21 protein-coding genes and 1 pseudogene are annotated in these 23,207 nt (G+C 73.8%); 8 read left to right on the plus strand and 14 right to left on the minus strand.

The features are described from left to right. The first annotated feature begins 6 nt into the window (after positions 1-6). Positions 7-894 (plus strand): phosphogluconate dehydrogenase (NAD(+)-dependent, decarboxylating), encoded by an 888-nt coding sequence (gnd, locus tag ACIQOE_RS10590; protein WP_351314918.1) that lies wholly within the window; start codon positions 7-9, stop codon positions 892-894. Positions 895-900: 6 nt separating this feature from the next. After that, positions 901-1,494: a histidine phosphatase family protein gene (locus ACIQOE_RS10595; RefSeq protein WP_351314921.1), complete on the plus strand. Its 594-nt coding sequence runs from the start codon at positions 901-903 to the stop codon at positions 1,492-1,494. A 70-nt stretch (positions 1,495-1,564) separates the two neighbouring features. On the opposite strand, the gene ACIQOE_RS10600 is transcribed toward ACIQOE_RS10595, so the two are convergent. Next, on the minus strand, positions 1,565-1,870 hold the full coding sequence (locus ACIQOE_RS10600; protein WP_351314924.1) for a hypothetical protein: 306 nt from the start codon (positions 1,868-1,870) through the stop codon (positions 1,565-1,567). 266 nt (positions 1,871-2,136) lie between these two features. On the opposite strand from ACIQOE_RS10600, the gene ACIQOE_RS10605 reads away from it, so the two are divergent. After that, complete coding sequence (locus tag ACIQOE_RS10605) at positions 2,137-3,141, plus strand: acyl-CoA desaturase (RefSeq protein ID WP_401410924.1); 1,005 nt, start codon at positions 2,137-2,139, stop codon at positions 3,139-3,141. A gap of 62 nt (positions 3,142-3,203) precedes the next feature. Here the strand turns inward: ACIQOE_RS10605 and ACIQOE_RS10610 are convergent, their stop codons facing one another. From ACIQOE_RS10610 to wecB, 4 genes are read right to left on the minus strand one after another with little or no spacing between them, the layout of a single operon-like run. After that, positions 3,204-5,390, minus strand: a complete 2,187-nt coding sequence (locus ACIQOE_RS10610; RefSeq protein WP_365557622.1) for a glycosyltransferase family 1 protein — start codon at positions 5,388-5,390, stop codon at positions 3,204-3,206. Continuing rightward, positions 5,387-7,195 carry a hypothetical protein gene (locus ACIQOE_RS10615; RefSeq protein ID WP_365557625.1) on the minus strand — a complete coding sequence of 603 codons (1,809 nt, stop codon included), beginning with the start codon at positions 7,193-7,195 and terminating at the stop codon, positions 5,387-5,389. The genes ACIQOE_RS10610 and ACIQOE_RS10615 overlap by 4 nt, the downstream gene beginning before the upstream one ends. Continuing rightward, positions 7,195-7,866 (minus strand): methyltransferase domain-containing protein, encoded by a 672-nt coding sequence (locus ACIQOE_RS10620; RefSeq protein ID WP_365557628.1) that lies wholly within the window; start codon positions 7,864-7,866, stop codon positions 7,195-7,197. The genes ACIQOE_RS10615 and ACIQOE_RS10620 overlap by 1 nt, the downstream gene beginning before the upstream one ends. Continuing rightward, the gene (gene wecB / locus ACIQOE_RS10625) at positions 7,859-8,947 is read right to left on the minus strand and encodes a non-hydrolyzing UDP-N-acetylglucosamine 2-epimerase (protein ID WP_351314936.1); all 1,089 of its coding nucleotides are present in this window, start codon (positions 8,945-8,947) and stop codon (positions 7,859-7,861) included. Before wecB ends, ACIQOE_RS10620 begins: the two co-directional genes overlap by 8 nt. A 38-nt stretch (positions 8,948-8,985) precedes the next feature. Here wecB and ACIQOE_RS10630 point away from each other — a divergent pair, with 38 nt between their 5' ends. The 3 genes from ACIQOE_RS10630 to ACIQOE_RS10640 all read left to right on the plus strand — a co-directional run bounded on the left by ACIQOE_RS10630 (position 8,986) and on the right by ACIQOE_RS10640 (position 13,162). After that, a complete protein-coding gene (locus ACIQOE_RS10630) occupies positions 8,986-10,470 on the plus strand; it encodes a glycosyltransferase family 4 protein (RefSeq protein ID WP_401410927.1) in 1,485 nt (494 codons plus the stop codon). A gap of 79 nt (positions 10,471-10,549) precedes the next feature. Next, positions 10,550-11,872: a nucleotide sugar dehydrogenase gene (locus ACIQOE_RS10635; RefSeq protein ID WP_351314942.1), complete on the plus strand. Its 1,323-nt coding sequence runs from the start codon at positions 10,550-10,552 to the stop codon at positions 11,870-11,872. 75 nt (positions 11,873-11,947) lie between these two features. After that, the gene (locus ACIQOE_RS10640; protein ID WP_401410929.1) at positions 11,948-13,162 is read left to right on the plus strand and encodes a glycosyltransferase; all 1,215 of its coding nucleotides are present in this window, start codon (positions 11,948-11,950) and stop codon (positions 13,160-13,162) included. A 48-nt stretch (positions 13,163-13,210) separates the two neighbouring features. On the opposite strand, the gene ACIQOE_RS10645 is transcribed toward ACIQOE_RS10640, so the two are convergent. Both ACIQOE_RS10645 and ACIQOE_RS10650 read right to left on the minus strand, forming a co-directional pair. Then, the gene (locus tag ACIQOE_RS10645; protein ID WP_351314948.1) at positions 13,211-13,621 is read right to left on the minus strand and encodes a VOC family protein; all 411 of its coding nucleotides are present in this window, start codon (positions 13,619-13,621) and stop codon (positions 13,211-13,213) included. A gap of 134 nt (positions 13,622-13,755) precedes the next feature. Next, positions 13,756-14,181, minus strand: a complete 426-nt coding sequence (locus tag ACIQOE_RS10650) for a PPOX class F420-dependent oxidoreductase (RefSeq protein WP_351314951.1) — start codon at positions 14,179-14,181, stop codon at positions 13,756-13,758. Between the two features lie 303 nt (positions 14,182-14,484). Here ACIQOE_RS10650 and ACIQOE_RS10655 point away from each other — a divergent pair, with 303 nt between their 5' ends. Continuing rightward, positions 14,485-15,708: a serine hydrolase domain-containing protein gene (locus ACIQOE_RS10655; protein ID WP_362650363.1), complete on the plus strand. Its 1,224-nt coding sequence runs from the start codon at positions 14,485-14,487 to the stop codon at positions 15,706-15,708. A gap of 7 nt (positions 15,709-15,715) precedes the next feature. Here the strand turns inward: ACIQOE_RS10655 and ACIQOE_RS10660 are convergent, their stop codons facing one another. Further along, positions 15,716-16,861 (minus strand): NAD(P)/FAD-dependent oxidoreductase, encoded by a 1,146-nt coding sequence (locus tag ACIQOE_RS10660; protein WP_401410932.1) that lies wholly within the window; start codon positions 16,859-16,861, stop codon positions 15,716-15,718. A 54-nt stretch (positions 16,862-16,915) separates the two neighbouring features. Continuing rightward, a complete protein-coding gene (gene ribA, locus ACIQOE_RS10665; protein ID WP_351314960.1) occupies positions 16,916-17,575 on the minus strand; it encodes a GTP cyclohydrolase II in 660 nt (219 codons plus the stop codon). Between the two features lie 38 nt (positions 17,576-17,613). Here ribA and ACIQOE_RS10670 point away from each other — a divergent pair, with 38 nt between their 5' ends. Beyond that, positions 17,614-18,372 (plus strand): creatininase family protein, encoded by a 759-nt coding sequence (locus ACIQOE_RS10670; protein WP_362167640.1) that lies wholly within the window; start codon positions 17,614-17,616, stop codon positions 18,370-18,372. A 98-nt stretch (positions 18,373-18,470) separates the two neighbouring features. Here ACIQOE_RS10670 and ACIQOE_RS10675 read toward each other — a convergent pair. From ACIQOE_RS10675 to ACIQOE_RS10695, 5 genes and pseudogenes are all read right to left on the minus strand, one after another. Then, positions 18,471-19,352: pseudogene (locus tag ACIQOE_RS10675) on the minus strand (YbhN family protein); the annotation flags it as partial. Further along, positions 19,352-20,389, minus strand: a complete 1,038-nt coding sequence (locus tag ACIQOE_RS10680) for a class I SAM-dependent methyltransferase (RefSeq protein ID WP_351314965.1) — start codon at positions 20,387-20,389, stop codon at positions 19,352-19,354. The gene ACIQOE_RS10680 and the pseudogene ACIQOE_RS10675, both read right to left, overlap by 1 nt. Beyond that, positions 20,386-21,597, minus strand: coding sequence for a glycosyltransferase family 4 protein (locus tag ACIQOE_RS10685; protein ID WP_365576397.1), 1,212 nt, complete (start codon positions 21,595-21,597; stop codon positions 20,386-20,388). The genes ACIQOE_RS10680 and ACIQOE_RS10685 overlap by 4 nt, the downstream gene beginning before the upstream one ends. Beyond that, complete coding sequence (locus ACIQOE_RS10690; protein WP_351314971.1) at positions 21,594-21,992, minus strand: 6-carboxytetrahydropterin synthase; 399 nt, start codon at positions 21,990-21,992, stop codon at positions 21,594-21,596. Before ACIQOE_RS10690 ends, ACIQOE_RS10685 begins: the two co-directional genes overlap by 4 nt. Before the next feature lie 150 nt (positions 21,993-22,142). Then, complete coding sequence (locus ACIQOE_RS10695) at positions 22,143-23,126, minus strand: dehydrogenase (RefSeq protein ID WP_365557652.1); 984 nt, start codon at positions 23,124-23,126, stop codon at positions 22,143-22,145. Positions 23,127-23,207: the final 81 nt, after the last annotated feature.

A 23,207-nucleotide genomic window follows, 5' to 3' on the forward strand; every position in this document is an offset into this window, starting at 1 on the left:
TCTGACATGTCAGCCATGCAGTTGGGCCTCATCGGTCTCGGCAAGATGGGCGGCAACATGCGCGAGCGGATCCGCCGCGCGGGCCACACCGTCATCGGCTACGACCGCAACCCGGACGTCTCCGACGTCAAGTCCCTGGAAGAGCTGGTCGAGAAGCTCGACGCGCCCCGCACGATCTGGGTGATGGTCCCGGCCGGCACCGCCACCCAGTCCGTCATGGACGAGCTCAAGGACCTGCTGTCCGAGGGCGACACGGTGGTCGACGGCGGCAACTCCCGCTGGACCGACGACGAGAAGCACGCCGCCGAACTCGGCATCAAGGGCATCGGCTTCGTCGACGCCGGTGTCTCCGGTGGCGTGTGGGGCCTGCAGAACGGCTACGCCCTGATGGTCGGCGGCACCAAGGAGCACGTGGAGCGGCTCCAGCCGATCTTCGACGCGCTCAAGCCCGAGGGCCCCTACGGCTACGTGCACGCCGGCAAGGTCGGCGCCGGGCACTTCTCCAAGATGGTCCACAACGGCATCGAGTACGCCATGATGCAGGCGTACGCCGAGGGCTGGGAGCTGCTGGAGAAGGTCAAGTCGGTGGACAACGTCCGCGAGGTCTTCCGCTCCTGGCAGGACGGCACCGTCATCCGCTCCTGGCTGCTCGACCTCGCGGTCAACGCCCTGGACGACGACGAGCACCTGGACAAGCTGAAGGGCTTCGCGCAGGACTCCGGCGAGGGCCGGTGGACCGTCGAGGCGGCCATCGACAACGCGGTGCCGCTGCCGGCGATCACCGCCTCCCTCTTCGCGCGGTTCGCGTCCCGCCAGGACGACTCCCCGCAGATGAAGATGATCGCGGCGCTGCGCAACCAGTTCGGCGGCCACGCGGTCGAGTCGAAGGAGTAGGGCGACGTGGGGGACCTTCTTCTGGTCCGCCACGGTGAGACGGAGTGGAGCGTGTCGGGACAGCACACCAGCTGGACCGACCTGCCCCTGACCGGACACGGCGAGGAACAGGCCAAGTCCCTCGCCCCGCTGCTCACCGGCCGGACCTACGCACTGGTGCTGTCCAGCCCGCTGGACCGCGCGATACGCACGGCCGAGCTGGCCGGCCTGAGCGGGGTCGTTCCCGACCCCGACCTGCACGAATGGGACTACGGCGGCTACGAGGGCATCACCACGGCGGAGATCCACCGCTCCCGCCCCGACTGGTACCTGTGGACCGACGGCGTGCCCGCGGGTCCCGCCGGGCATCCCGGCGAGTCGCCGGAGCAGATCGGAGCCCGCGCGGACCGGGTGCTCGCCACGGTGGAGCGGGCGCTCGCCGACGGCGGCGGCGACGTGGTCCTGGTGGCCCACGCGCACTTCCTGCGCGTGCTGACGGCCCGCCGCCTGGGGCTGCCGCCGGCCGAGGGCCGGCTGTTCCAGCTGGCGACCGGAACGGTCAGCAGGCTGTCCACGGAACACGGGTGGCCCGTGATCGCCGAGTGGAACAAACAGCCGTAGCCACCTGAAGACGGCCCGCCGGTGACCACCGGCGGGCCGTTTCGGCGTGCTCCGGCGCGAGCGCCGGCCGTCAGTCCGCGGCGGCCTCGCGGATCAGCGGCTCGAACTCCCGTCGCACGTAGACGTCGAACGGCTCCGACAGCGCGCCGTCGATCACCCGCCGCACCCGGTGCCCGGCCGCGAACTCCTTGATCTCGGCGCGGGACCGGGGTCCCACACCGCCGCCGATGATCAGCACCCCGAACTCCCCGGTGCCCAGCAGTCTCCTGGCCTCGTCGTCGGTGCTCACCCCCTCCGCGTCGAATCCGTCGGCACGCAGCGTGGCCAGCACGGCCGTCACCCTGGCGGGCGTCCTTCCGAGCACCAGTGTCCTCATGGCCGTCCCCTCCCGTACTCCGTCATCGGCACGATCGACTCTAGAACCTCAAGCCGCCTTGAGATCAAGTGTTTCCCCCGCGACACCGCGACGGCGATTTGGTCCCGCGCCGTTCACACCCTGGACATGAGCGACGGCCTGCGGGGATGCCGTCCGGTGCGAGGCTGGGACGGCGGCCGCCGCGCACGCTGTGCAGCGCACGCGCGCGCCGTCTCCCGGTCGGTCCGGCACCGTGTCCGACACCTTTGAGCAACGGCGGCAAAGAGATGAACCCGAGCACAGCTGACCGTCCCGAACAGACCGTCACCGAGGGCGGCGTCGAGACCCCGGCGGGCGCCAGGCCGCTGCTCGACGCCCCGCAGAACGCCGCGGCCGGTGTCGCGATGTGGATCTTCGTCGTCGGCCCGCTGCTGTGCCTGGTCGTCGCGGTGCCGCTGCTGTGGGGGCGGGGCCTGTCGGCTCTGGACGTCGGCATGGCCGTGGTCGCCTACCTGGTGTCCGGCTTCGGCCTCACCGTCGGCTACCACCGCCTCTTCACGCACCGCTCGTTCAAGGCGAAGCGGGGCCTGCGCATCGCCCTGGCCGTCGCGGGCTCGCTCGGCGTGGAGGGCTCCCCGGTGCAGTGGGTGGCCAACCACCGCCGCCACCACGCCTTCGCCGACCGCGAGGGCGACCCGCACTCGCCCTGGCGGTTCGGCACCGACACACGTGCGCTGCTCAAGGGGCTGCTGCACGCGCACGTCGGATGGATGCTCAAGCGCGAGCTGAGCAACCGGGCCAGGTTCGCGCCCGACATCGCCGCGGACCGCGATCTGCGGATCGTGGGACGGCTGTTCGGGCCGCTGACCGCCGTCTCGCTGCTGGCCCCGGCGCTGGTCGGCGGGCTCGTCACCGGCACCTGGACCGGCGCGCTGACCGGGTTCTTCTGGGCCGGCGTGATGCGGATGGCGCTGCTGCACCACGTCACCTGGTCGGTGAACTCGGTCTGCCACGTGGCGGGCAGGCGGCCCTTCGCCAGCCGGGACAAGGCCACCAACTTCTGGCCGCTCGCGCTGCTGTCCTTCGGCGAGAGCTGGCACAACTCGCACCACGCCGATCCCACCGGCGCCCGCCACGGTGTGCTGCCGGGCCAGATCGACCCGTCGGCCCGCCTGATCCGGATCTTCGAGCAGCTGGGCTGGGCGCACGACGTCCGCTGGCCGAGCGCGGACCGTCTCGGCGCCCGTCTGCTGCCCGAACCGGCCGCCGCCCAGCAGGAGTCCGCGGCCTGACCGCGGCCGGGCGGGTCCCGGCGGCGGGACCCGCCCGGCCGGAAGCAGCGGGCTCCGGAGTCTCAGCCGGAGACCAGCAGGTCCGTCCACTCCTTCGCCACCCGTTCCAGCGAGAACCCTTCCCGTACCTGGCCGCGGGCGGCTTCGCCGGCCGCCCGCCAGTCGTCCTGCTCGCCCAGCGCGGCGATCGACTCGGCCATCGCCTGCGGGGTGGCGTGGATCCAGCGCCGGTCGTAGATCTCGTCCGAGCCCGGCCAGGGCAGCAGCGCGGGTACCGCGCCGGAGGCCATGCCCTCGGCCGGGGCGAGGTGGAAGCTCTCGTCGTCGCTGGTGGACAGGACATGGCCGATCCGGCGCAGCCAGTTCGGCACGTCCGGGCCGAACTGGTCGAAGACGACGGCCCCTTCGAGCAGCGGCGAGGTCTGCATGCGGTGCAGGACCTCCTCGTAGTGGGCGCGCTCCTCGGGCTTGTTCCAGATCCACCAGTACTCCCACGGCGGCTTGGACTTGACCGAGAGGTGCCAGCGCCGGTCGTGGGCGCGCAGCGCCTCCAGGACGTCGAGACCGAGGTCGAGGCGCTTGCGGCTGGGCGCGATGCCGATCATGCCGAGGCGGTGCCGGGCGCCGGGCGCCTTGGGCCGGTCCAGCTGGTGGACGTCGACCCAGTTGCCGATGGTGGTGATCTTGGAGGCGGGCCAGCCGGTGCGCTCGCGGGTGCTGCGGGCGTAGTAGGGGCTGACGCAGACCACTTGGTCGACGGCGTCGATGTCGACCTGCTGCGGGTAGCCTGCGTCGAGTTCGAAGCGGTGCAGGCGGACGATCAGTCTGCTGCCGCGCCGCTTGTGGCGGCTGTACCAGACGGCTGCCGGGCCGCACCACTCGACGACCACCACGTCGGCCCAGTCGGCGAGTTCACGGCTCGCGGCCGGGTCGTGCCGGGCGAGCGCGGGCCAGGCGTCGACGCGTACCTCGATGCCGGGCAGGGCGCGGAAGTGGTCGAGCAGCCGGGTGAGGAACTTCAGGTCGTGGCCGGCGACCGCGAGCCGCAGCGGCCGTCCGCGGCCGGCCACGGCGGCGGGTGCGGCGGGGAAGGCGCCGTCGAGGTGGGCGCGCCAGCGGTCCGCCGCGGCCTCCATGGTGTACTGCCGGGCCGCGGCCGTGCACCGGTCGGCCGCCAGCCGGCGGGCCCCGGTGTCGCGGACGGCGACGGCGACCGCGTCCACCGCGTCCGCCAGGGCGGCGTCGCCGGGCACGAACAGCGGGTAGTCGGTGCCGAGCAGCGCCTCGTGCGCGGGCGTGCGGTTGAGCACGACGGGCAGGCCGAGGGAGCCGAACTCCAGCACCTTGGTGGAGAGTTCGAGGCTGGCGTCGAGGGAGGGGTCGCGCCAGCCGAGGCCGAGGTCGCAGCCGGCGGCGATCCGCATGGCCTCCTCGCGGGGCACACCGCCGTGGTGGACGACCTCGGGGGTGGTGCGCAGCGCCTCGGCCATGGCGGTGTCGAAGCCGGGATGGGCGGCATCCTTGTGGATCTTGTCGCCGACGGCGTGGAGTTCGGCCCGGATGCCGCGCTCGGCGAGCCGTGCGGGCAGCAGGGTCATCGGCAGGGTGTTCCAGCGGGGCGCGAACTTGCCGGTGTAGACGAGCCGTACGGGATCGTGCGGCCCGTCGTGCTCCGGGAGCGGGAAGCCGGGTTCGGGCACCGCGGGCGGGCAGAGCACCGCCCGGCCGCAGGCCTCCGGTACCCAGGACTCCAGGAAGCAGCGCAACTCCTCGGTCTGGCACAGCAGCCGGCACGACGCCTCGGCGATGCGGGTCAGGTCGGCGCGGTCCTGTTCGGTCATCTGGGCCGGGGACTGGGGGATGTCGGTGAGGTAGGCCCAGACGCGTCCGTCGAAGCGGCGGTCGCCGACGATCTGCTTCACCAGCCTGCGGCCGCGCAGCACCAGCAGGTCGCAGGGTTCCTCCGCGTCCAGGCGGGCGAGCAGCTGCGAGGCCTGGTGCGGGGACAGGGGGTGGGCGCCCTGGCCGGGGACGAGCTGCTCCTCGTAGGGGCGGACCACGGTCACCCCGGGCAGTCCGGCCAGCGGGTCGGTGAGCCGGCCGGTCTCCACCGGGGCCTTGAGGACGAGCCGGGTACGGCAGCCCGCGCGGGACAGCGCCTGCACCGTCGACTGGGCCCAGACGGCGGAGCCGTCGATGAGGTTGAGGTCCACGTCGCCGTAGACGAGCGCCCGGAGGGTGCGGGTCATGACGGTTCCTTTCCACGCACGGCGAACAGGCGGTGCCCGGCCCGCGACCAGGCGTCCGGCGGGGTGCCGGTGCCGAGCAGCGAACGGCGCACGAGCAGCGGTCTCAGCTCCGGCACGAAGACGTAGTCGTCGGCGGCTGGGGTGTGGCCCACCGCGTCGGCGCCGGAGAACTCCTGGGCGCAGAGCAGGTCGAGCAGCAGGGTGTCGGGCCGGTCCTCGGTGAGGTCCGTCCAGTCGGCGACCCAGGGCGCGGTCGGCGGTCCGCGGTGCACGGTGACCGAGGCGGCGGTGAGTTCGCCGAGGTCCAGGCCCCGCTGGTCGGCGACGACCACCTCGGCGGGCCGGTGCAGCTGGCAGAGGGTCTGGGCGACCAGCCGGGCGACGTCGGTGGCGTCCTTCGGGGCGGCCAGCACGGCGACCCGGCGCTCGGCGGTCGGGTCGGGCGCGCCGGTCAGCGCGGCGAGGCGGGCCAGCCGTACCCGGGTGCTGTCCAGCTGGAAGACGTCGCGGAGCCGGTCGCGGCCGTCGGTGACCGGGTCCAGGCGGGCCAGGGCCGTCCCGGTGTCGCCGTCGATCACGGCGTCCCAGGGCAGTGCGGACAGTCCGGGTGCAAAGGACGCCGGGCCGTCCCGCCACAGCACCGCCGCCCGGCCCTGCCCTCTCGCCTGGGCGATCAGTTCGGCGAGGCGGCGGTCCAGGTCCGGGGCGTGGCCGGTGCCGGTGAGCGTCCAGGGGCCGCTCTCGCCCGTGCAGGCGCCGAGCTGGACGAGGAAGACGTCCGGGTCGGTGCGCTCGATCAGCAGCCGGCCGTCGTGCGGCAGCACCCGGCTGACCACGGCGTCGGCCGCGAAGTCGGCGGCGGTCCGGTCGGTCAGCACGCCGGTGATCACCAGCCGGTCGCGGGGTGCCACGGACAGGGCGCGGTGGGAGAGGTGGAAGCGGTCGTCGGCCGCGGCCTCCGGCGGCGGGGCGGCGGTCACGGCCCGTACCGGCCGGCCCATGGCCTTGCGCTGCCGCCACAGCCCGTACAGCTCGCCGGGCAGCCGGGCCGCGCGGCGCCCGGGCGACCGGGCCGCCGACACCAGCGCCTTGCCGACCCGCAGGGAGGTGGACCCCTCCAGCATGGCGACCCGGGCCTCCAGGACGCCGGTCCTGGCCCGGGCCCCGCGCAGCGCGGAGGCCAGCTGGTCCTTGTCCCGCAGGGCGGCGGCCAGCCGTTCGGCGAGGCCGTCCTCGCGGGCGGACTCCAGGGCGCGGGCGGTCTCCTCGGCGGCCCGTTCCAGGTCGAGCAGGCGGGCCCGCTGGGAGCGGGAGACGAAGTCGGCGAGCACGTACTCGTCGGCGATCCTGAGGGCCGTGGCGAAGCCGTCGGCCGGCAGCGGGCGGCCGAACCAGTCGTGCGGCGGCAGGAGTTCGTCGGTGCAGGCGAACACCGCGCCGGCGTGCAGGTGGGTGTAGCCGAGCGCGGCGGCGTGCAGCACCTGGCAGCGGCGGGCCACCAGGGCGTCCAGGAGCCGGTGGTAGGGCAGGTCGGTCCCCGGGTGGCCGAAGACGATCAGACCGCGGCCGCCCGGCCGCATCCGTGCCAGCGCGGCGAGACAGTCCGCCTCGTCGCCGTGCAGGACCGGGTCGGGGCCGTAGCCGAGGAGCATCAGCTCGCCCTCGCCGACCGGCCGTTCCTGGCGGGTCAGGCCGACGCCCGGCGGAAGGTGCAGGTAGGGGTCCAGACGCAGGCCGCCGCTCGTGGCGTCCACGACCGAGGTCACGTCGTCCAGGTGCGGGTGGAGCAGATCGGTCAGGCGCATCAGCTGGTCCTCGTGAAGACGTGGAAGCCGACCCGGTTCTCGCGGAAGCCGTACGGCCGGAAGAGGGAGTGGCTCAGGCCCAGGGGTTCGAGTTCCCTGCGGTAGGCGGCGAGCGGCCGGTGCAGGATGTAGTCGCCGCGCGGCACCGGCTCGTCGGTGTTCTCGTCGGTGACGATCAGCCGGCCGGTGATCCGCACCAGCGAGGCGAGGTTGCGCAGTCCCGCCGCCCACTCCGCGTCGTCCAGGACGTGGAAGAGGACGTCCACGCTCAGCACCACGTCGTAGAGCCAGGGGCTGCGCCACTCGTCGAGGGCGGCGAAGGCGTAGCGGGGGCCGCCGCCCTCGGCGCGGGCCCGGCCGATGGCCTCCTCGCTGGTGTCGAAGGCGTCCACGTGGTGGCCGCAGCGGGCCAGTGCGCGGGCGAAGTGCCCTTTGCCGCAGCCTGCGTCGAGCACGAACAGCGGGGCCGCCGGGCTGGAGACGTCGCCGATCAGGGTGAGGAGCTGGCCGAGCCGTACCGCGTAGAAGATCTCGTTGCCCGGCCGGTCCAGGCCGATGTGGCCGCCGGAGGCGAGGTCGTCGCGTTCGCGGTGCCGGGTGTCCCAGTAGGTGCGGACGGTGTGGCCGGGCGTGCCGGGGCCGTCCGGGCGGGTGCGGGTGGCGTCAGTCATGGCGCTCCAGCCACTCGGTGAGCACGCGGGCGATGCGGGGTCCGGCCTTGCCGTCCCACAGCGGCGGTCCCTCGGGGCCGCCGGCCGGCTGTCCGTCCAGGATCTTGCGCAGGGCTGGCACCAGTTCGCCGTGGCTCACCAGGCGGTTGGTGCCGTGGGTGACGGTGACCGGGCGTTCGGTGGTGGTGCGCAGCGTCAGGCAGGGGACGCCCAGCACGGTGGTCTCCTCCTGGACGCCGCCGGAGTCGGTGATGACGGCGGCCGCGCCCCGGACCAGGCCCATGAACTCGACGTAGCCGAGCGGTTCGAGCAGATGGATGCCGGGCGCGTCGGCGAGGCCCGCGGCGCGCAGCGCCTCCCGGCCGCGCGGGTGCAGGGGCACGGCGAGGTCGAGGTGGCCGGCGGCCTCGGTCAGGGCGCGGGCGGCGGCCGCCGCCGCGTCGGGGTCGTCGACGTTGGCCGGGCGGTGCAGGGTGACCACGCCGTAGCGTTCGGGCAGCGCGTGGGCGGTGCGGGCGGCGGCGGGGTCGAAATGGTCCAGATGGGTGAGCAGGGTGTCGATCATCGGGTTGCCGACGAGGTGCACGCGGGCCGGGTCGGCGCCCTCGCGGGCGAGGTGGCCGACGGCCTCCGGGCTGGTCGCGAAGAGCAGCTCGGCGAGCTGGTCGACCAGGCGCCGGTTGACCTCCTCCGGCATCGCCATGTCGAAGCTGCGCAGGCCCGCCTCGACGTGGGCGACCGGGATGCCCAGCTTGGCGGCGGCCAGGGCCGCGGCGAGGGTGGAGTTCACGTCCCCGTAGACGACGACCAGCGCCGGGGCGCGGGCCAGCAGCTCGCCCTCCAGGGCCACCAGCAGGTCGGCGGTCTGCCGGGCCTGGCTGCCGGAGCCCACGCCCAGATCGGTGTCCGGGGCGGGCAGGCCCAGCTCCCGGAAGAAGATGTGCGACATCCGTTCGTCGTAGTGCTGACCCGTGTGCACCAGGACCTGGTCGTGCCCGGCCGCGCGCAGGGCGGCGACGACGGGCGCGGCCTTCACGAAGTTCGGCCTGGTCCCTACGACGTGGAGTACGCGGCCGTTCATGTCGTACGTTCTCCGCTCTGTCGGCCTACCGTGACGACATGGCCCGACTTCAGATCCGTCCCGTGCCGCGCCGTGTCGTCTGGATCCCCCGTGCACTCAGCTTGGCCGCATCCGTCGCATGGGGCGAGTTGCGGCACGATCCGGCGCGGGCGGCGCTGCTCGGCGTACGGCTGCTGCCGGGGCCGGTGCGGCGCGGGCTGCGGGCGGCCGAGCGGCGGCTCGCCGCGCGGGCCCGGACCGCCGGTCCCGCCGCGGTGCCGTCGGCGGCCCGGGTGCGGGCGCCCGCCGGGCGTGCGGTGCGGCCGGAGCCGGGCCGGGTGCTCCATCTGGTGACCAACGGGCTGCCGTTCAAGCACGCGGGCTACACCGTGCGCACCCAGGCCCTCGCCGAGGCGCAGCGGGCCGCCGGTCTCGATCCGCACGTGGTGACCCGCGTCGGCTTCCCGGTGGCGCAGGGCGTGCTGGACGCCCGGCCGCTGCAGATCGTGAACGGGGTGCCGCAGCACCGGCTGCTGCCGCTGAACCTGCCGTACGGGCAGGGCCCGGTGCTGGCCCGCAACGCCGAGCTGGCCGGGCGGCTGGTGGAGCGGCTGCGGCCCGCGGTCCTGCACGCGGCGACCGACCACGGCAACGGGCGGGTGGCGCTGGCCCTGCGGGAGACCTACGGGCTGCCGGTGGTGTACGAGGTACGCGGGTTCCTGGAGGAGACCTGGCTGACCCAGGCGGCGGGCCGCACGCCGGATGACCCGACCTACCGGGCGCGCCGGGCGCTGGAGACGTACTGCATGCGCCGGGCCGACCTGGTGCTGACGCTGGGGACGGCGATGAAGGCCGAGATCGTGTCCCGCGGGGTGCCCGCGGAGCGCGTCCTGACCGTGCCCAACGCGGTGGACGACGCCTTCCTCGCGCCCCCGCCGGACGGGGCCGAACTGCGCGCCCGGCTCGGCATCGCCGCGGACGAGTACGTGGTCGGCACCGTGAGCACCCTTACTCCACACGAGGGAATCGGCACATTGCTCCATGCGGGTGCCGAGCTGCGCCGCCGGGGGGTTCCGCTGCGGCTGCTGATCGTCGGTGACGGACCCGAGCGCGGGGCGCTTCAGGCGCTGGCCGGACGGCTGGGTCTCGGCGCCGGCGTGGCGCTGTTCACGGGGCGGGTGCCGCACCGCCAAGTGCGCTCCTACCACGCCGTTCTGGACGTGTTCGCGGTGCCGCGCACCGACGAACGGGTGTGCCGTCTGGTCACTCCGCTCAAGCCGGTCGAGGCGATGGCGAGCGGACTTCCGGTGGCGGCCAGCGATCTCCCGGCCCTGCGCGAGGTGGTCGAACACGAGGTCAGCGGACAGCTGATCGAGCCCGGATCTCCACATGCTTGGGCAGAAGCTCTCGAAGTATTGCTTTACAGTCGAAAACGGCGGCATGAATGGGGAGCATCCGCCCGCGCTCTGGTAGCGCGTGATCGCACCTGGAAGAGGGTCGCTGCCACGACCCGAGAGGCGTATCGCGCTCTTGGATGTGTCTGAGGCCCGCCGCCGCCCGGATTCCCATCGTCCGGGCCCTTCGGATCCACACGGCGTCTGCCGTTGAGGGCGGAGTATCCCTATGCAGGTCGAAAAGGCCGTACCGCTCGGGGAATTGGGCGAATCGCTCGGGGACGAAGAACGGACCGACGGCTTCGAACTGGCCGTCATCGGGCTCGGCTACGTCGGACTTCCGCTCGCGCGGGAGGCGTCGCTGGTCGGGCTGAGAGTGGCGGGGCTCGACCTCGACCCACGGATCGTGGAGGGCCTCAACGCCGGACACTCCCATGTCGACGACGTCTCCGACGACGACGTCGCCCGCATGCGGCAGGCCGGCTTCACCGCGTACACGGACGACGCCTGCCTGGCCCGTGCGCAGACGATCGTGATCTGTGTGCCGACCCCGCTCAGCGAGGACGGCGGCCCCGATCTCGGCGCGGTGATCTCCGCCGCGCGGGCGGTGGCGCGCGGACTGCGCCGCGGACGGCTGGTGGTCCTCGAATCGACGACCTATCCGGGCACCACCGAAGAGGTGGTCAAGCCGATCCTGGAGGAGTCGGGGCTGCGGGCCGGCGACGACTTCGCGCTGGCGTTCTCACCGGAGCGCATCGACCCCGGCAACACCACCCACGGGCTGCGCGAGACCCCGAAGGTGGTGGGCGGCTGCACCCCGGCCTGCTCGGCCCGCGCGGCCGCCTTCTACGGCAAGGTCGTCGACACCGTCGTGCAGGCCAAGGGCACCCGCGAGGCCGAGATGGCCAAGCTGCTGGAGAACACCTACCGGCACGTCAACATCGCGCTGGTCAACGAACTGGCGATCCTGTGCCAGGAGTTGCGCGTCGACGTGTGGGACGCGATCCGCTGCGCCGGCACCAAGCCGTTCGGCTTCCAGGCCTTCAGGCCGAGCGCCGGGGTGGGCGGACACTGCATCCCGATCGACCCCAACTACCTCTCCTACAAGGTGCGTTCGATCGGCTACGAGTTCCGGTTCGTGGAACTCGCCCGGGAGATCAACGCGCACATGCCGGAGTACGTCGTACGGCGTGCGCAGGACCTGCTCAACCACGAGGGCCGCGCCCTGCACGGCTCCCGGGTGCTGCTGCTCGGCGTCACCTACAAGCCGGACGTCGCCGACCGGCGCGAGGCTCCGGCGGTGCCGGTGGCCCGGCTGCTGCGGGCCCGGGAGGCCGACATCGCCTTCCACGACCCGTTCGTGCCCGCCTGGTTCGTGGACGGGCAGGCGGTGCCGCGCGTCACCGACGTCATGGCCGCCGTGCGCTCCCACGACCTGACGATCCTGCTCCAGGACCACTCCGCCTACGACCTGCCGGCCATCGGTGACGAGGCCCGGCTGCTCTTCGACACCCGCGGGCGGATCTTCCGGCCCGGCGTCGAGGTGCTGTAGGCCGCCTCCGCGGCAACTCCCCTTCCGCCGCCCCGAGTCCACGGGCTCCGGGCGGCGGGATCGAAAGGCGCTCAGATGCGGATACTCGTCGTCACCGTCGTCCACCATCCCGAGGACGCACGCATACTGCACCGGCAGATCACCGCGCTGCGGGACCGTGGGCACCACGTCGTGTACGCGGCGCCGTTCTCCGCCCGCGAGGTGCGGCCGCGCGCGGACCTCGAAGGCATCGACCTGCCCAGGGCCGCGGGCCGCAGCCGCCGGACCGCGGTCGCCGCGGCACGCGCCCTGCTCGCCCGGCGCGGCCACGAGGCCGACGTGATCCTCCTGCACGACCCGGAACTGCTGCTCGCGCTGCCCGGCACGCTGCGCCGCTGGCGGCGGTCCGGGGCTTCACCCGTGGTCGTGTGGGACGTCCACGAGGACACCGCCGCCGCGCTCGCCATGAAGCGCTGGGTGCCCCGGGCGCTGAGGTCGCCGCTGCGGCTCGCCGTCCGCGCCGCCGAGCGGCTGGCGGAACGCCATCTGCGGCTGCTGCTCGCCGAGGACTCCTACCAGGAGCGGTTCCGCCACACCCACCCGGTCGTGCCCAACTTCACGACGGCGCCGCTCCGGGCGCCCGAACCGCCGGGCAGCGAACGCGTCGTCTACGTCGGCCACCTGTCACGGGCGCGCGGCGCGCTGGACCTGATCGAGACGGCCCGGCAGCTGGGGCCGGGGCTGCGCGTGGAGGTGGCCGGCGCGGCCGACCCGGACGTCCGCGACGCGCTCGCGGCGGCCGACCGGGACGGCGTGCTGCGCTGGCACGGCTTCCTGCCCAACGACCGCGCCCTCGCCCTGCTCACGGGCGCGCTGGCCGGCCTGTCCCTCCTGCACGACCAGCCCAACTACCGGCATTCGCGGCCCACCAAGGTCGTCGAGTACATGGCCCACGGCGTTCCCGTCGTCACCACGCCGACCCCGCTGGCGGCGGACATGGTGGAACGGCACGGCTGCGGTCTCGTCGTCCCCTACGAGGACCCGCGCGCCGCGGCGGCGGCGATACGGCGGCTGAGCACCGACGCGATCCTGCGTCACACCGCGGCCCAGCGCGGCCGGGAGGCAGCCGTGACGCACTTCAACTGGCCCGACAGGGCCGCCGAGTTCACGTACACGCTGGAGGCCTGGGTGCGGGAGGGATCCGGCGTCGGGCGCACGGGCGGCGCGGCGCGGACGCGCCGGCCCCGGCTCCGCCCGGCGACCAAAAGCCCCTCCCCCCGTCCCAGGCCGCGTCCCGGACGGGTCGGCTGAACTCCGCTTCCTGCGCTCACGCGCCGCGCCGGTGGCGGCGGGCGTCCGCTACGCGTTGGACCAGCCGCGCTCGCAGAGCACGAGCCGGTAGCCGTCCGGGTCCTCCACCGTGACGCCCCACCGGTTCCAGTACGGGTTCGGTGCCACCACCCGCCTGCCGCCGTGCTCCTCCAGCCGGGCGACCAGGTCGTCCGGCACCGGTCCGTCGACGTAGACCACCAGCAGGTCCTCCTCGGTGGGCCGGGGCTCGACGGGCCGGGCCGGCTCGTGCACCAGCTCCAGGTGCCAGCCGGCGTCCGGCCAGCCCAGCATCAGCAGGTCGTGCTCGCCGGGCTCCGGTCCGCCCTCGGCCCGCCAGACCACACCGAGACCGAGGCCGCCCACCCAGAACCGCTCGGCCGCGGCCAGGTCCCGGGAAGGCCGGGCGACGCGGACGTGACTGCGACCGTTGACGGGCATGGTGACCTCTTCCTGAGCTGCCGTTCCCTGCTCCGGAAGCCTAGGCACCCGCCTCGCCCGCGGCCATCGGCCGATCGCCCTGGATCACTGGTCCTAGGCCGGGTCGGAAACGGGAGCGTCGGGCGCGGCCGGCGTCAGGCGCGCGGGATGCCGTACGCCCGGTCCACGCGCAGCCGCAGCACCAGCCGGCGGTCGCGGACCATCGCGGCGCGGTAGTCGTCCCAGTCCGGATGCTCGCCCTGGATGTCGCGGTAGAGGCGGACGAGTTCCTCGACCGTCTCGTCGTGCGGGTCACGGGCGACCGGCGAGAGGTCCGCGGTGCCCTCGGCGACCGTGTAGGCCCAGCGGTCGGGGCTGGTGACGTGGTAGGAGGCACGCGGGTCGCGGCGCAGGTTGCGGGTCTTGGCCCGGTCGTCCGTGATCGACACCCGGACCGTGCGCTCCTCGGGGTAGTAGGCGTGGTTGACGTTGGACAGCTGGGGACGGCCGTCGCTCTTGAGCGTGACCAGTACTCCGTGGTGGTCCTCGCCGAGCAGCTTCAGAAGTGCGTCCTGGGTCATGACGGGGAAACCCCGGCCGGCCCGTTCCGCATTCCCGCCAGGGCGGGTGTACCCGGAGTGGACACGGGAAGACGGGGGCATGTACACGGAGGCGGCCCGTCGGAGTCGGGGACCGTGAAGCCGCTGCTCGTACGGGCGTTCCCGGCCGCGCCCGGCGTGGCGGTCGCCCGTCCCCCACCCGGTGCCCCTTCTATAGCGTCCGTCACACCGCACGCGGATGAGCGGGTCCGTGCCCCGCTTCCTGCGCGACGATGAGGCCCGAGGTCGTACCGCGACGCGGGACGACACGACCGGAGGAGAGCGATGGCACAGCTGCGACAGGAAGTCGACCCCAGTGAGGTCGGGCTGGACGTGAAGGCGCTGGACCGCCTCGACCAGCACTTCGCCCACTACGTCGACGAGGGGCGCCTGCCCGGCTACCTGGTGTCCGTGGCGCGCGGCGGCCGGATCGCCCACCTCACCACGCAGGGCCACCGTGACGTCGCGGCCGGGCTGCCGGTCGAGCCGGACACCATCTGGCGGATGTACTCGATGACCAAGCCGGTCACCGCGGTGGCGATCCTGCTGCTGGTGGAGGACGGCGTGCTGTCGCTGGACGACCCGGTCGGCCGCCTGCTGCCGGAGTTCGCCGAACCCCGGGTGTACGTGAGCGGTTCGGGCGCGGACATGGTGACCCGGCCGGCCGACGGGCCGATCCTGATCCGGCACCTGCTCAGCCACACCGCCGGGCTGACCTTCGCCTTTTACCACGCGCACCCGGTGGACGCGCGGTACCGCGAGGCCGGTCTGGAGTTCTCGGTGCCGGCGGGCGCGGACCTCGCCGAGACGATGGCGGTGTACGCCCGCATGCCCCTCCAGTTCGAGCCGGGCACGCAGTGGAACTACTCGGTCGGCTTCAACGTGCTCAGCCGCGTCATCGAGGTGGTCTCCGGGCAGCGGCTCGACGAGTTCTTCGCGGACCGGATCTTCCGGCCGCTCGGCATGCCGGACGCCGGTCTGCACATCGTGCCCGAACAGGCCGACCGCCTCTCGGAGTTGTACGGCGAGACGGAGGACGGCGGCATCGAGGCGATCCCCGGGCTGCCGTTGCGGGGCCGGCCCCGGCTGCTGTCCGGCAGCGGCGGTCTCGCGGCGACGGCGTACGACTACCACCGGTTCGCGGAGATGCTGCGCCGCGGCGGCGAACTGGACGGCGTCCGGCTGCTGTCGGCCGCCTCGGTGGACCTGCTGTCCGCCAACCACTTGCCCGGCGGCGCCGATCTGCGGACCTTCGGCGCACCGCCCCACCAGGAGCCCGGCAACGACGGCCTCGGCTTCGGCCTGGGCGTCTCGGTGGTGATCGACCCATCCCGCACCCTCGCGCCGAGCGGTCTCGGCACCTACGGCTGGACGGGTGCGGCCACCACCGCGTTCTGGGTGGATCCCGCCCACGATCTGACCGTGCAGTTCCACACCCAGGTGCGTCCCAAGACCCTGAAGATCTTCCCGGAGCTGCGCCGGCTGGTGCACGAGTCGATCCTCGACTGAGCGCCGTTCAGACGAGGTTGGTCTCCGGGCGGGCCGCGTCGGCGGCGAACCGGCCGGCGTCGAGCGGGCGGACGTCAAGGAACGGGGCGCGGCCCAGGTAGAGGTCGCGGACCACCTCGCCGACGGCCGGGCCCTGCAGGAAGCCGTGGCCGGAGAACCCGGTGGCGTACAGGAACCTGGAGACCGAAGCGGCCTCGCCGATCAGGGCGTTGTGGTCCGGGGTGTTCTCGTACAGCCCGGCCCAGCCGCCGGTGCGGGGCAGGTCCAGCAGGGCGGGCGCGCGCCGCTCCATCGCGGCGCACAGCCGCGGGATCCAGCGGTCGTGCGGGTCGGTGGCGAAGCCGGGCCGCTCGTCCAGGTCGGCGATGCCGAGCAGCAGTCCGGGGCCCTCGGCGTGGAAGTACAGGCCGGTGGCGAAGTCGATGGTCATGGGCAGGGCCGGGGGCAGTCCGGGGACCGGTCCGGTGACGGCGATCTGGCGGCGCAGCGGCTGCACCGGCAGGTCCACGCCTGCCATCGCGCCGACCGCTCCCGACCAGGCTCCGGCCGCGCAGATCACCGTGCCGGTGGCGATCCGGCCGAGGGTGGTGTGCACGGCGGTGATGCGGGCGCCGTCCCGTTCGATGCCGGTGGCCTCGGTGCGGCGCAGGATCCGGGCGCCGCGGGCACGGGCCGCGGCCGCGTAGCCGTGCACGACGGACTCGGGGGTGCAGTGGCCGTCGTCCGGGGAGTAGGCGGCGGCCAGCAGTCCGTCGGTGGCGATCAGCGGGGAGAGCCGGGCCGCCTCTTTCGGGGTGAGCATCCGGCTGGGCACGCCGAGCTGGTTCTGGAGCCGGACGCCCGCCTCGAAGGAGGCGACCTCCCCGGGCGTGGACAGCAGGAAGAGGTAGCCGACGCGGCGCAGCCCGATGTCGTACCCGATCTCCTCGCCGAAGCGGGCGAAGGCCTCCAGACTGCGCGCTCCCAGCTGGATGTTGAGCTCGTCGGAGAACTGGGCGCGCACTCCCCCGGCGGCCTTCGAGGTGGAGCCGGCGGCGAGTTCGTCGCGTTCGACGAGGACGACGTCGCGGACGCCCGCGCTCGTCAGGTGGTGGGCGATGCTGGTGCCCATCACCCCGCCGCCGATGATCACCGCCTCGGCCCGGAGATCCACGTGCGTGCCTCCCGTCGGTCTCCCCGGTCCTTCCCCCTCGGGCCGCCCGGTATCTCAGGACCAGTGCGCGACCGCGTCCAGGTGCGGCAGGACGTGGTCGAGGCGCTCCCGCTTGGTCCGCAGATAGGTGATGTTGTTCTCGCAGGGCTCGATGAGCAGCGGAACCGTCTCGGCGACCTCGATGCCGTGCCGTACCAGCGACTCGCGCTTGCGCGGGTTGTTGGACATCAGGCGCACCGAGCCCACTCCGAGGTCGCGCAGGATGCCGGCGGCGACACCGTAGTCGCGGGCGTCGACGGGCAGGCCGAGCGCGAGGTTGGCCTCGACCGTGTCCAGGCCCTCCGCCTGGAGCGCCATCGCCCGCAGTTTGCCGAGCAGTCCGATGCCGCGGCCCTCGTGGCCGCGCAGGTAGACGACGATGCCGCTGCCCTCGGCGACGACCGCGCGCAGGGCGGCGGCCAGCTGGTCGCCGCACTCGCAGTGCTGGGAGCCGAACGCGTCACCGGTGAGGCACTCCGAGTGCAGCCGGGTCAGCACCCGGTCGCCGGCTATGTCCCCGTAGACCAGGGCGACCTGCTCGTCGCCGCGGTCGTGGTCCAGATAGCCGACGGCCTGGAACTTGCCGTAGACGGTGGGCAGCGGTGCATTGACGACGCGTTCCACGCCCGTACGCCGTGGGGACTTCTTGCCGAGGACGCCGATGTTCTCTGTCATGATCTGATTCCTAAGAGGAGACGAAAGGCCGTGAGACGATGAATGGTTCGGGCGCGCGTACGGCGGCATACGGCTTGTTGCCGACGGACACCACGGAAGAGGTACGGACCAGGGGGGCGGGCGTTTCAACACAGGTCGCCGTCCTTCCCGTGGGCAGCTACGAACAGCACGGCCCCTTCCTTCCGCTGGCGACGGACACGCTCGTCGCCTGTGCCGTGGCCCGGGAGATCGCCGACGCGTTCCCGGTGCACCTCCTTCCGCCGGTGACGGTGTCCTGCTCGCACGAGCACGCGGCCTGGCCGGGAACCGTCAGCATCTCCTCGGTGACCCTGCACGCGGTGGTCCGGGACATCGCAGAATCGTTGCGCCGCTCGGGCGTCGACGCGCTGGTCGTGGTCAACGGGCACGGCGGCAACTACGTGCTGGGCAACGTCGTCCAGGAGGCGTCGGCACGGGGCGAGCGGACGGCCCTCTACCCGGCCGCGGAGGACTGGGAGACGGCGCTGTCCCGGGCCGGGGTCGAGACCTCGGCGCTCACCGACATGCACGCGGGAGAAATCGAGACCTCGATTCTGCTGCACGCTCATCCCGAATTGGTCCGCCCTGGTCACGAGTCCGCCGATTTCACCGCTGACGACCGTCGTCATCTCCTCACCCTGGGAATGTCCGCCTATACCGAGTCGGGTGTCATCGGCCGTCCCTCCCTCGGGTCCGCGGAAAAGGGGAAGGAACTCCTCGCGAGCCTCGCCGATTCCTTCGGCGCGGTTTTCGAACTGCTCACCTCGGCACGGGAGTAGCGCAGCGCGGCGATCCAGCGGACGACCAGGACCACCAGGCCCGGCAGGGCCGCCACGAAGCTGAGGACGCCGTAGACGACGGCGGTGGCGAGCCCGCGGTCCGCACCGAGGCCGGCCGCGGCGAACGCCCAGGCGGTGACGCCCTCCCGGGGTCCCCAGCCGCCGACGTTCAGCGGCAGGCCCATGGCGACCAGGGCGAGTACCGCGATCGGCGTCAGCGCGGCCACGGAGGCGGCCGAGCCGGCGACCCGCGCGGCCACCACGAACATCACGACGTGCCCGGCGAGGATCGCCGCCGAGGACAGCGCGACACCCGGCCCGTTCCGCCGTGACAGCAGGGCCCGGCGGGCCTCGGCGAGGGTCGCGCGCAGGGCGCCGGCCCGCCTGCCCGGGGCCCGGTTCATCCGCACGGCGGCCACCACCGCGCAGGCGCCGACCAGTCCGGCCGCCGCCAACGGGGCGAAGTCGCGCGCCTGGTCGCGGACCGGCGAGGGCAGGACGAGCAGCGCGGCCGCGCCGAACACCGTCAACGCGATCTGTCCCGCGGCCCGTTCCAGCACGACCGCGCGCACCCCGCGCCCGATGTCGCCCTCGCTCTGCCCGTGCCGCACCGCCCGGTGCACGTCGCCGAGGACTCCGCCGGGCAGCGCCGCGTTGAGGAACAGCGCGCGGTAGTAGTCGCCGACGGCGGGTCCGAGCGGCAGCCGCAGGCCGAGGCTGCGGGCCACCGACTGCCAGCGCCAGGCGCTCAGCACGGTCGTCACCGCACCGATCGCCAGGCCGATGACCAGCGTCGGGGTGTCGATGCGGCGCAGTCCGTCGAGGAAGACGCCGGTGCCGAGCCGCCACAGCAGCACGGCGATGATGGCGACGCCGGCGGCGGTGCCCAGGTGCGGGCGGACCGCGCGGAAGGTGAGGCGCCGGGCCGCGCCCACCGGGGCGAGCGGAGCGGGCTCGCCGACCAGGGCGGGGGTGGTCATCAGCGGCCTCCGGTCGGCCGGGCGAGCGCCAGCAGGTCGCTGTGGTGCAGGACCACCCGCAGGTCACCGGCCGCGCAGGCGGCCAGCCGGTCGGCCAGGTAGGTCTCGGCGGGCCCGGCCAGCGCGGGGCGCTCCTCGACGGCCGCGCCGACCCAGCCGCGCAGCCACTGCTCGGTGAGCGCCCTCTCGTCGGGGCCGAGCCGCCAGGGGCTGGGGTTCACCTTCACGGTCGCGCCGCGGTCGGAGAAGGCCTCGCAGGCGGCGTTGACCGCGTCCGGGCCGAGCATCCCGCCGCGCCGCTGATGGGCGTTGAAGGCCTCCGTCAGCTCCGCGTCCAGCGGGTGCGGGGTGCCGAACTCGACACGTCCGGCGACCGACAGGGTGAGCAGGGCGGGGCAGCCGGCCCCGGTGCAGGCCTCCGCGAGGGTGTCGACCTCCTCCCGGGTGAGCACGTCCAGGAGCGCGGAGGCGGTGACCAGCGAGGCGCCGGTCAGCGCGTCGGGGGTGAGCCGGGCGACGTCGCCGCGGCGGGTCTCCACCGTCACCCGGCTGCCGTCCGCGGCCACCCGCGGCGAGGCGACCGCGGCGAAGTGCAGCAGGTAGGGGTCGCGGTCGTGCAGGACCCAGTGCTGGGCGCCGTCCAGGCGCGGCGCCAGCCAGCGGCCCATGGAGCCGGTGCCGCAGCCCAGGTCGTGCACGACCAGGCCGCCCGGCCTGCCGGGCAGGTTGGCCAGCCGGATCCGCAGCGGGTCCAGCAGGTCGTGGGAGCGGGCGGCCGCGTCCGCGCTCTCGCGCAGCTCCAGCCACTCGGGGGCGTACCGGGCGGGTTCCTCGGGTGCGCCCTCGCGCAGCCGCAGGGTGGCCCGCTCGCCCAGCCGGACGACCGGACCGGCCCCGGCTATCGCCTCGAACCGCCCCGGTTCTCCGGACGTTGCGGCATCCATGTGCTCTCCTCCCGGGGCTGCGTCGGTGACCTCCGCGGGCCCCGGCTGCGCGGGGACCGCGCCGGCCGGGGCGGTGGCCGTCGTCTCGCTCATGCCGCCCTCCGAGGTTCGTCGGGGAGCCTCAGCAGGACTCCGGCCAGGCTGCGGGCGGTGGTCGCCCAGCCGTCGAGCGCCGCCCGCCGGCCGCGCGCGGCGGATTTCAGGCGCCGTCGTACGTCCGCCTCGCCGAACCAGCCGCGCAGTTCGGCGGCGAGCGCGGCGGGGTCCTCCGGCGGCACCAGGATGCCGGGTACCCCGCCGTCGGGCGCCCTCCCGACCGCTTCCGGCAGGCCGCCGACGTCGGTGGCGAGCACCGGGATGCCCCGGGCGAGGGCCTCGGTGACCGCCATGCCGTAGGTCTCGGCGTAGGAGGTGAGGACCATCAGGTCGGCGGCGGCGTAACTGGCGTCGAGGTCGGCGCCGGAGCGCGGTCCCGCCAGGTGCAGGCGGTCCGTCAGTCCGTACCGGGCGATCAGCGCGCGCAGGTGGGCGACGTACTCGGGATCCTGGGCGAGGCCGCCCACGCAGGTGCAGGTCCACGGCAGGTCCCGGACCGCGGCGAGTGCCTCGATCAGGCGGTGCTGGCCCTTGCGCGGGGTGACGGCCGCGACGCACAGCAGGTGCGAGACGCCGTCGGTGCCGCCGGCCAGCGGGGCGATGTCGGCACCCGGAGCGGCGACGTGCACCCGTTCGGGTGCCAGGCCGTGGTGCGAGACCAGCCGTCGGACCGCCCAGTCGCTGGTCGCGACCACGGCCGGGACGGCGCGCAGCACCGCGCGTTCGCGGGCGTCCAGGTCGGCGGCGACGGCGGGGTCGAGTCCGGTCTCGTCGCCGAGCGGCAGGTGCACCAGGACGGCGAGCCGCAGCCGTTCGGCCTCCGGTACGACGATCTCGGGCACCCCGCACGCCACCAGGCCGTCGAGCAGCACGACCGTGCCGTCGGGCAGTTCGCGCAGGGTGCGGGCGAGGGCGTCGCGGGCCGCGGTGCCAGGAAGCGGCCAGGAGCCGGGCACCGCGTGCCGGGCGACCTGCCAGCCGAAGCCGGGCAGGTCCAGGCAGACCCGCCGGTCGTAGGCGTTGCCGCCGCTCGGGGTGGCCAGGTCGTCGACACCGCCGGGCATGACGAAGTGCACGATGCGCAGGGACATGGGCAGGATCCCGAGGTTCGCGGGGGCGTTCTCGCCGGCCGGGTCGGTGGTCGCCGCGCGCTGCGCGGGCACGTAGGTGAGCGCCGGCGGCCGGCCGAGGGTCACGTCGGTCACAGGGCACGCTCGTAACTCGCCCAGGCGACGTGCGACTCGTGCAGGGTGACGGTCAGTCCGGCGAGGCCTCGCGCGCCCTCGCCGAGGGCACCCTTGTGGATCCGCTCGGCCAGCCGGTCGGCGACGACCTTGGCCAGGAACTCCGTGGAGGTGTTGATCCCGGCGAAGTCCGGCTCGTTGTCGAGGTTTCGGTAGTTCAGCTCGCTGACCACGGCGCCGAGTTCCTGGGTGGCGAGGCCGATGTCGACGACGATGTTGTCGTCGTCCAGCTGTTCGCGCCGGAAGGTGGCGTCCACCAGGAACGTGGCGCCGTGCAGGCGCTGCGCGGGGCCGAACACTTCGCCGTGGAAGCTGTGGGCGATCATGATGTGATCGCGGACGGTGATGCTGAACAACGGACGACCCTCCAGGTGCGGCGCGTCTGGTCCCCCGGCGGATCCCTGCCGGGGGATGCCCTTAGTACGGCTCTCGGCTTCCCCGTGTTCAGTCCACTCTGACTCTTTTCTCAGGTCAGGACCTCTTGGCGGGGTGTCCGGGACGCCGGATCAGCCGGTGTCGCCGTAGCGGACCCGGTGGCAGAGCGCCGGAATCTCCCCGGAGGCGAGCCTCGGGAGCACCTGCGGCAGCTCCTCGAACGCGCTTTCTCCGGTGATGAGGGCGTCCAGCGCCGGGTCGGCGAGCAGGTCGAGGGCGAGCGTCAGCCGTTCGGCGTAACCGCGGCCTGGGCGGGCGGCCGGGGAGACGGTGCCGACCTGGGTGCTGCGCACGGTCAGGCGGCGGGAGTGGAAGGCCTCGCCGAGCGGGAGGGAGATCCGCCGGTCGCCGTACCAGCTGAGTTCCACGACCGTGCCCTCGGGCGCGAGGAGTTCCAGGGCGCGGGTGAGGCCCTGCTCCGTGGCGCTGGCGTGGACGACCAGGTCGCAGCCGCCGAGGGCGTCCTCGGGCGCCGCGAAGTCCACGCCCAGCGCCTCGGCGGTCCTGGCCCTGGCCGGGTCGGCGTCGACGAGTTGGAGCCGTACGCCGGGGAAGCGGGCGAGCAGGGCGGCGACCGAGCAGCCGACCATGCCGCCGCCGATCACCGCGATCCGGTCGCCGATCAGCGGGGTGGCGTCCCACAGCGCGTTCACGGCGGTCTCCACGGTGCCCGCGAGGACCGCGCGCGCCGGTGGGACCCGCTCCGGTACGACCGTCACCGCGCTCGCCGGAACGACGTAGCGCGTCTGGTGCGGATACAGGCAGAACACCGTCCGTCCGGTCAGTTCGGCGGGGCCCGCCTCCACGACGCCGACGCTCAGGTACCCGTACTTCACCGGCCCGGGGAAGTCGCCCTCCTGGAACGGCGCCCGCATCACCGCGTGCTGGCTCTCCGGCACCCCGCCGCGGAACACCAGCGTCTCGGTGCCGCGGCTGACCCCGGAGTACAGCGCGCGCACCAGCACCTCGCCGTCGCCGGGCTCCGCGAGGGCGACCTCGCGGAGCTCTCCGTGGCCCGGGGACCGGAGCCAGAACGCACGGGCCGAACGGTTCATCGGCGTCCTCCTGAACGATCGGGAAGTTGTTCACGTACCGAGGTGTGCACAGCGATGAAGTGCACAGGCCGCGCACAGTAC

This window comes from Streptomyces sp. NPDC091282 (assembly GCF_044757385.1).
GTDB lineage: Bacteria > Actinomycetota > Actinomycetes > Streptomycetales > Streptomycetaceae > Streptomyces > Streptomyces gramineus.

Excerpts from the sequence above, each read along its gene's own strand:
- gnd (WP_351314918.1), top strand. The coding sequence starts at position 7 with ATGTCAGCCATGCAGTTGGGCCTCATCGGTCTCGGCAAGATGGGCGGC.
- ACIQOE_RS10600 (WP_351314924.1), bottom strand. The coding sequence starts at position 1,870 with ATGAGGACACTGGTGCTCGGAAGGACGCCCGCCAGGGTGACGGCCGTG.
- ACIQOE_RS10605 (WP_401410924.1), top strand. The coding sequence starts at position 2,137 with ATGAACCCGAGCACAGCTGACCGTCCCGAACAGACCGTCACCGAGGGC.
- ACIQOE_RS10610 (WP_365557622.1), bottom strand. The coding sequence starts at position 5,390 with ATGACCCGCACCCTCCGGGCGCTCGTCTACGGCGACGTGGACCTCAAC.
- ACIQOE_RS10615 (WP_365557625.1), bottom strand. The coding sequence starts at position 7,195 with ATGCGCCTGACCGATCTGCTCCACCCGCACCTGGACGACGTGACCTCG.
- ACIQOE_RS10620 (WP_365557628.1), bottom strand. The coding sequence starts at position 7,866 with ATGACTGACGCCACCCGCACCCGCCCGGACGGCCCCGGCACGCCCGGC.
- wecB (WP_351314936.1), bottom strand. The coding sequence starts at position 8,947 with ATGAACGGCCGCGTACTCCACGTCGTAGGGACCAGGCCGAACTTCGTG.
- ACIQOE_RS10630 (WP_401410927.1), top strand. The coding sequence starts at position 8,986 with ATGGCCCGACTTCAGATCCGTCCCGTGCCGCGCCGTGTCGTCTGGATC.
- ACIQOE_RS10635 (WP_351314942.1), top strand. The coding sequence starts at position 10,550 with ATGCAGGTCGAAAAGGCCGTACCGCTCGGGGAATTGGGCGAATCGCTC.
- ACIQOE_RS10640 (WP_401410929.1), top strand. The coding sequence starts at position 11,948 with ATGCGGATACTCGTCGTCACCGTCGTCCACCATCCCGAGGACGCACGC.
- ACIQOE_RS10645 (WP_351314948.1), bottom strand. The coding sequence starts at position 13,621 with ATGCCCGTCAACGGTCGCAGTCACGTCCGCGTCGCCCGGCCTTCCCGG.
- ACIQOE_RS10650 (WP_351314951.1), bottom strand. The coding sequence starts at position 14,181 with ATGACCCAGGACGCACTTCTGAAGCTGCTCGGCGAGGACCACCACGGA.
- ACIQOE_RS10655 (WP_362650363.1), top strand. The coding sequence starts at position 14,485 with ATGGCACAGCTGCGACAGGAAGTCGACCCCAGTGAGGTCGGGCTGGAC.
- ribA (WP_351314960.1), bottom strand. The coding sequence starts at position 17,575 with ATGACAGAGAACATCGGCGTCCTCGGCAAGAAGTCCCCACGGCGTACG.
- ACIQOE_RS10670 (WP_362167640.1), top strand. The coding sequence starts at position 17,614 with ATGAATGGTTCGGGCGCGCGTACGGCGGCATACGGCTTGTTGCCGACG.
- ACIQOE_RS10680 (WP_351314965.1), bottom strand. The coding sequence starts at position 20,389 with ATGAGCGAGACGACGGCCACCGCCCCGGCCGGCGCGGTCCCCGCGCAG.
- ACIQOE_RS10695 (WP_365557652.1), bottom strand. The coding sequence starts at position 23,126 with ATGAACCGTTCGGCCCGTGCGTTCTGGCTCCGGTCCCCGGGCCACGGA.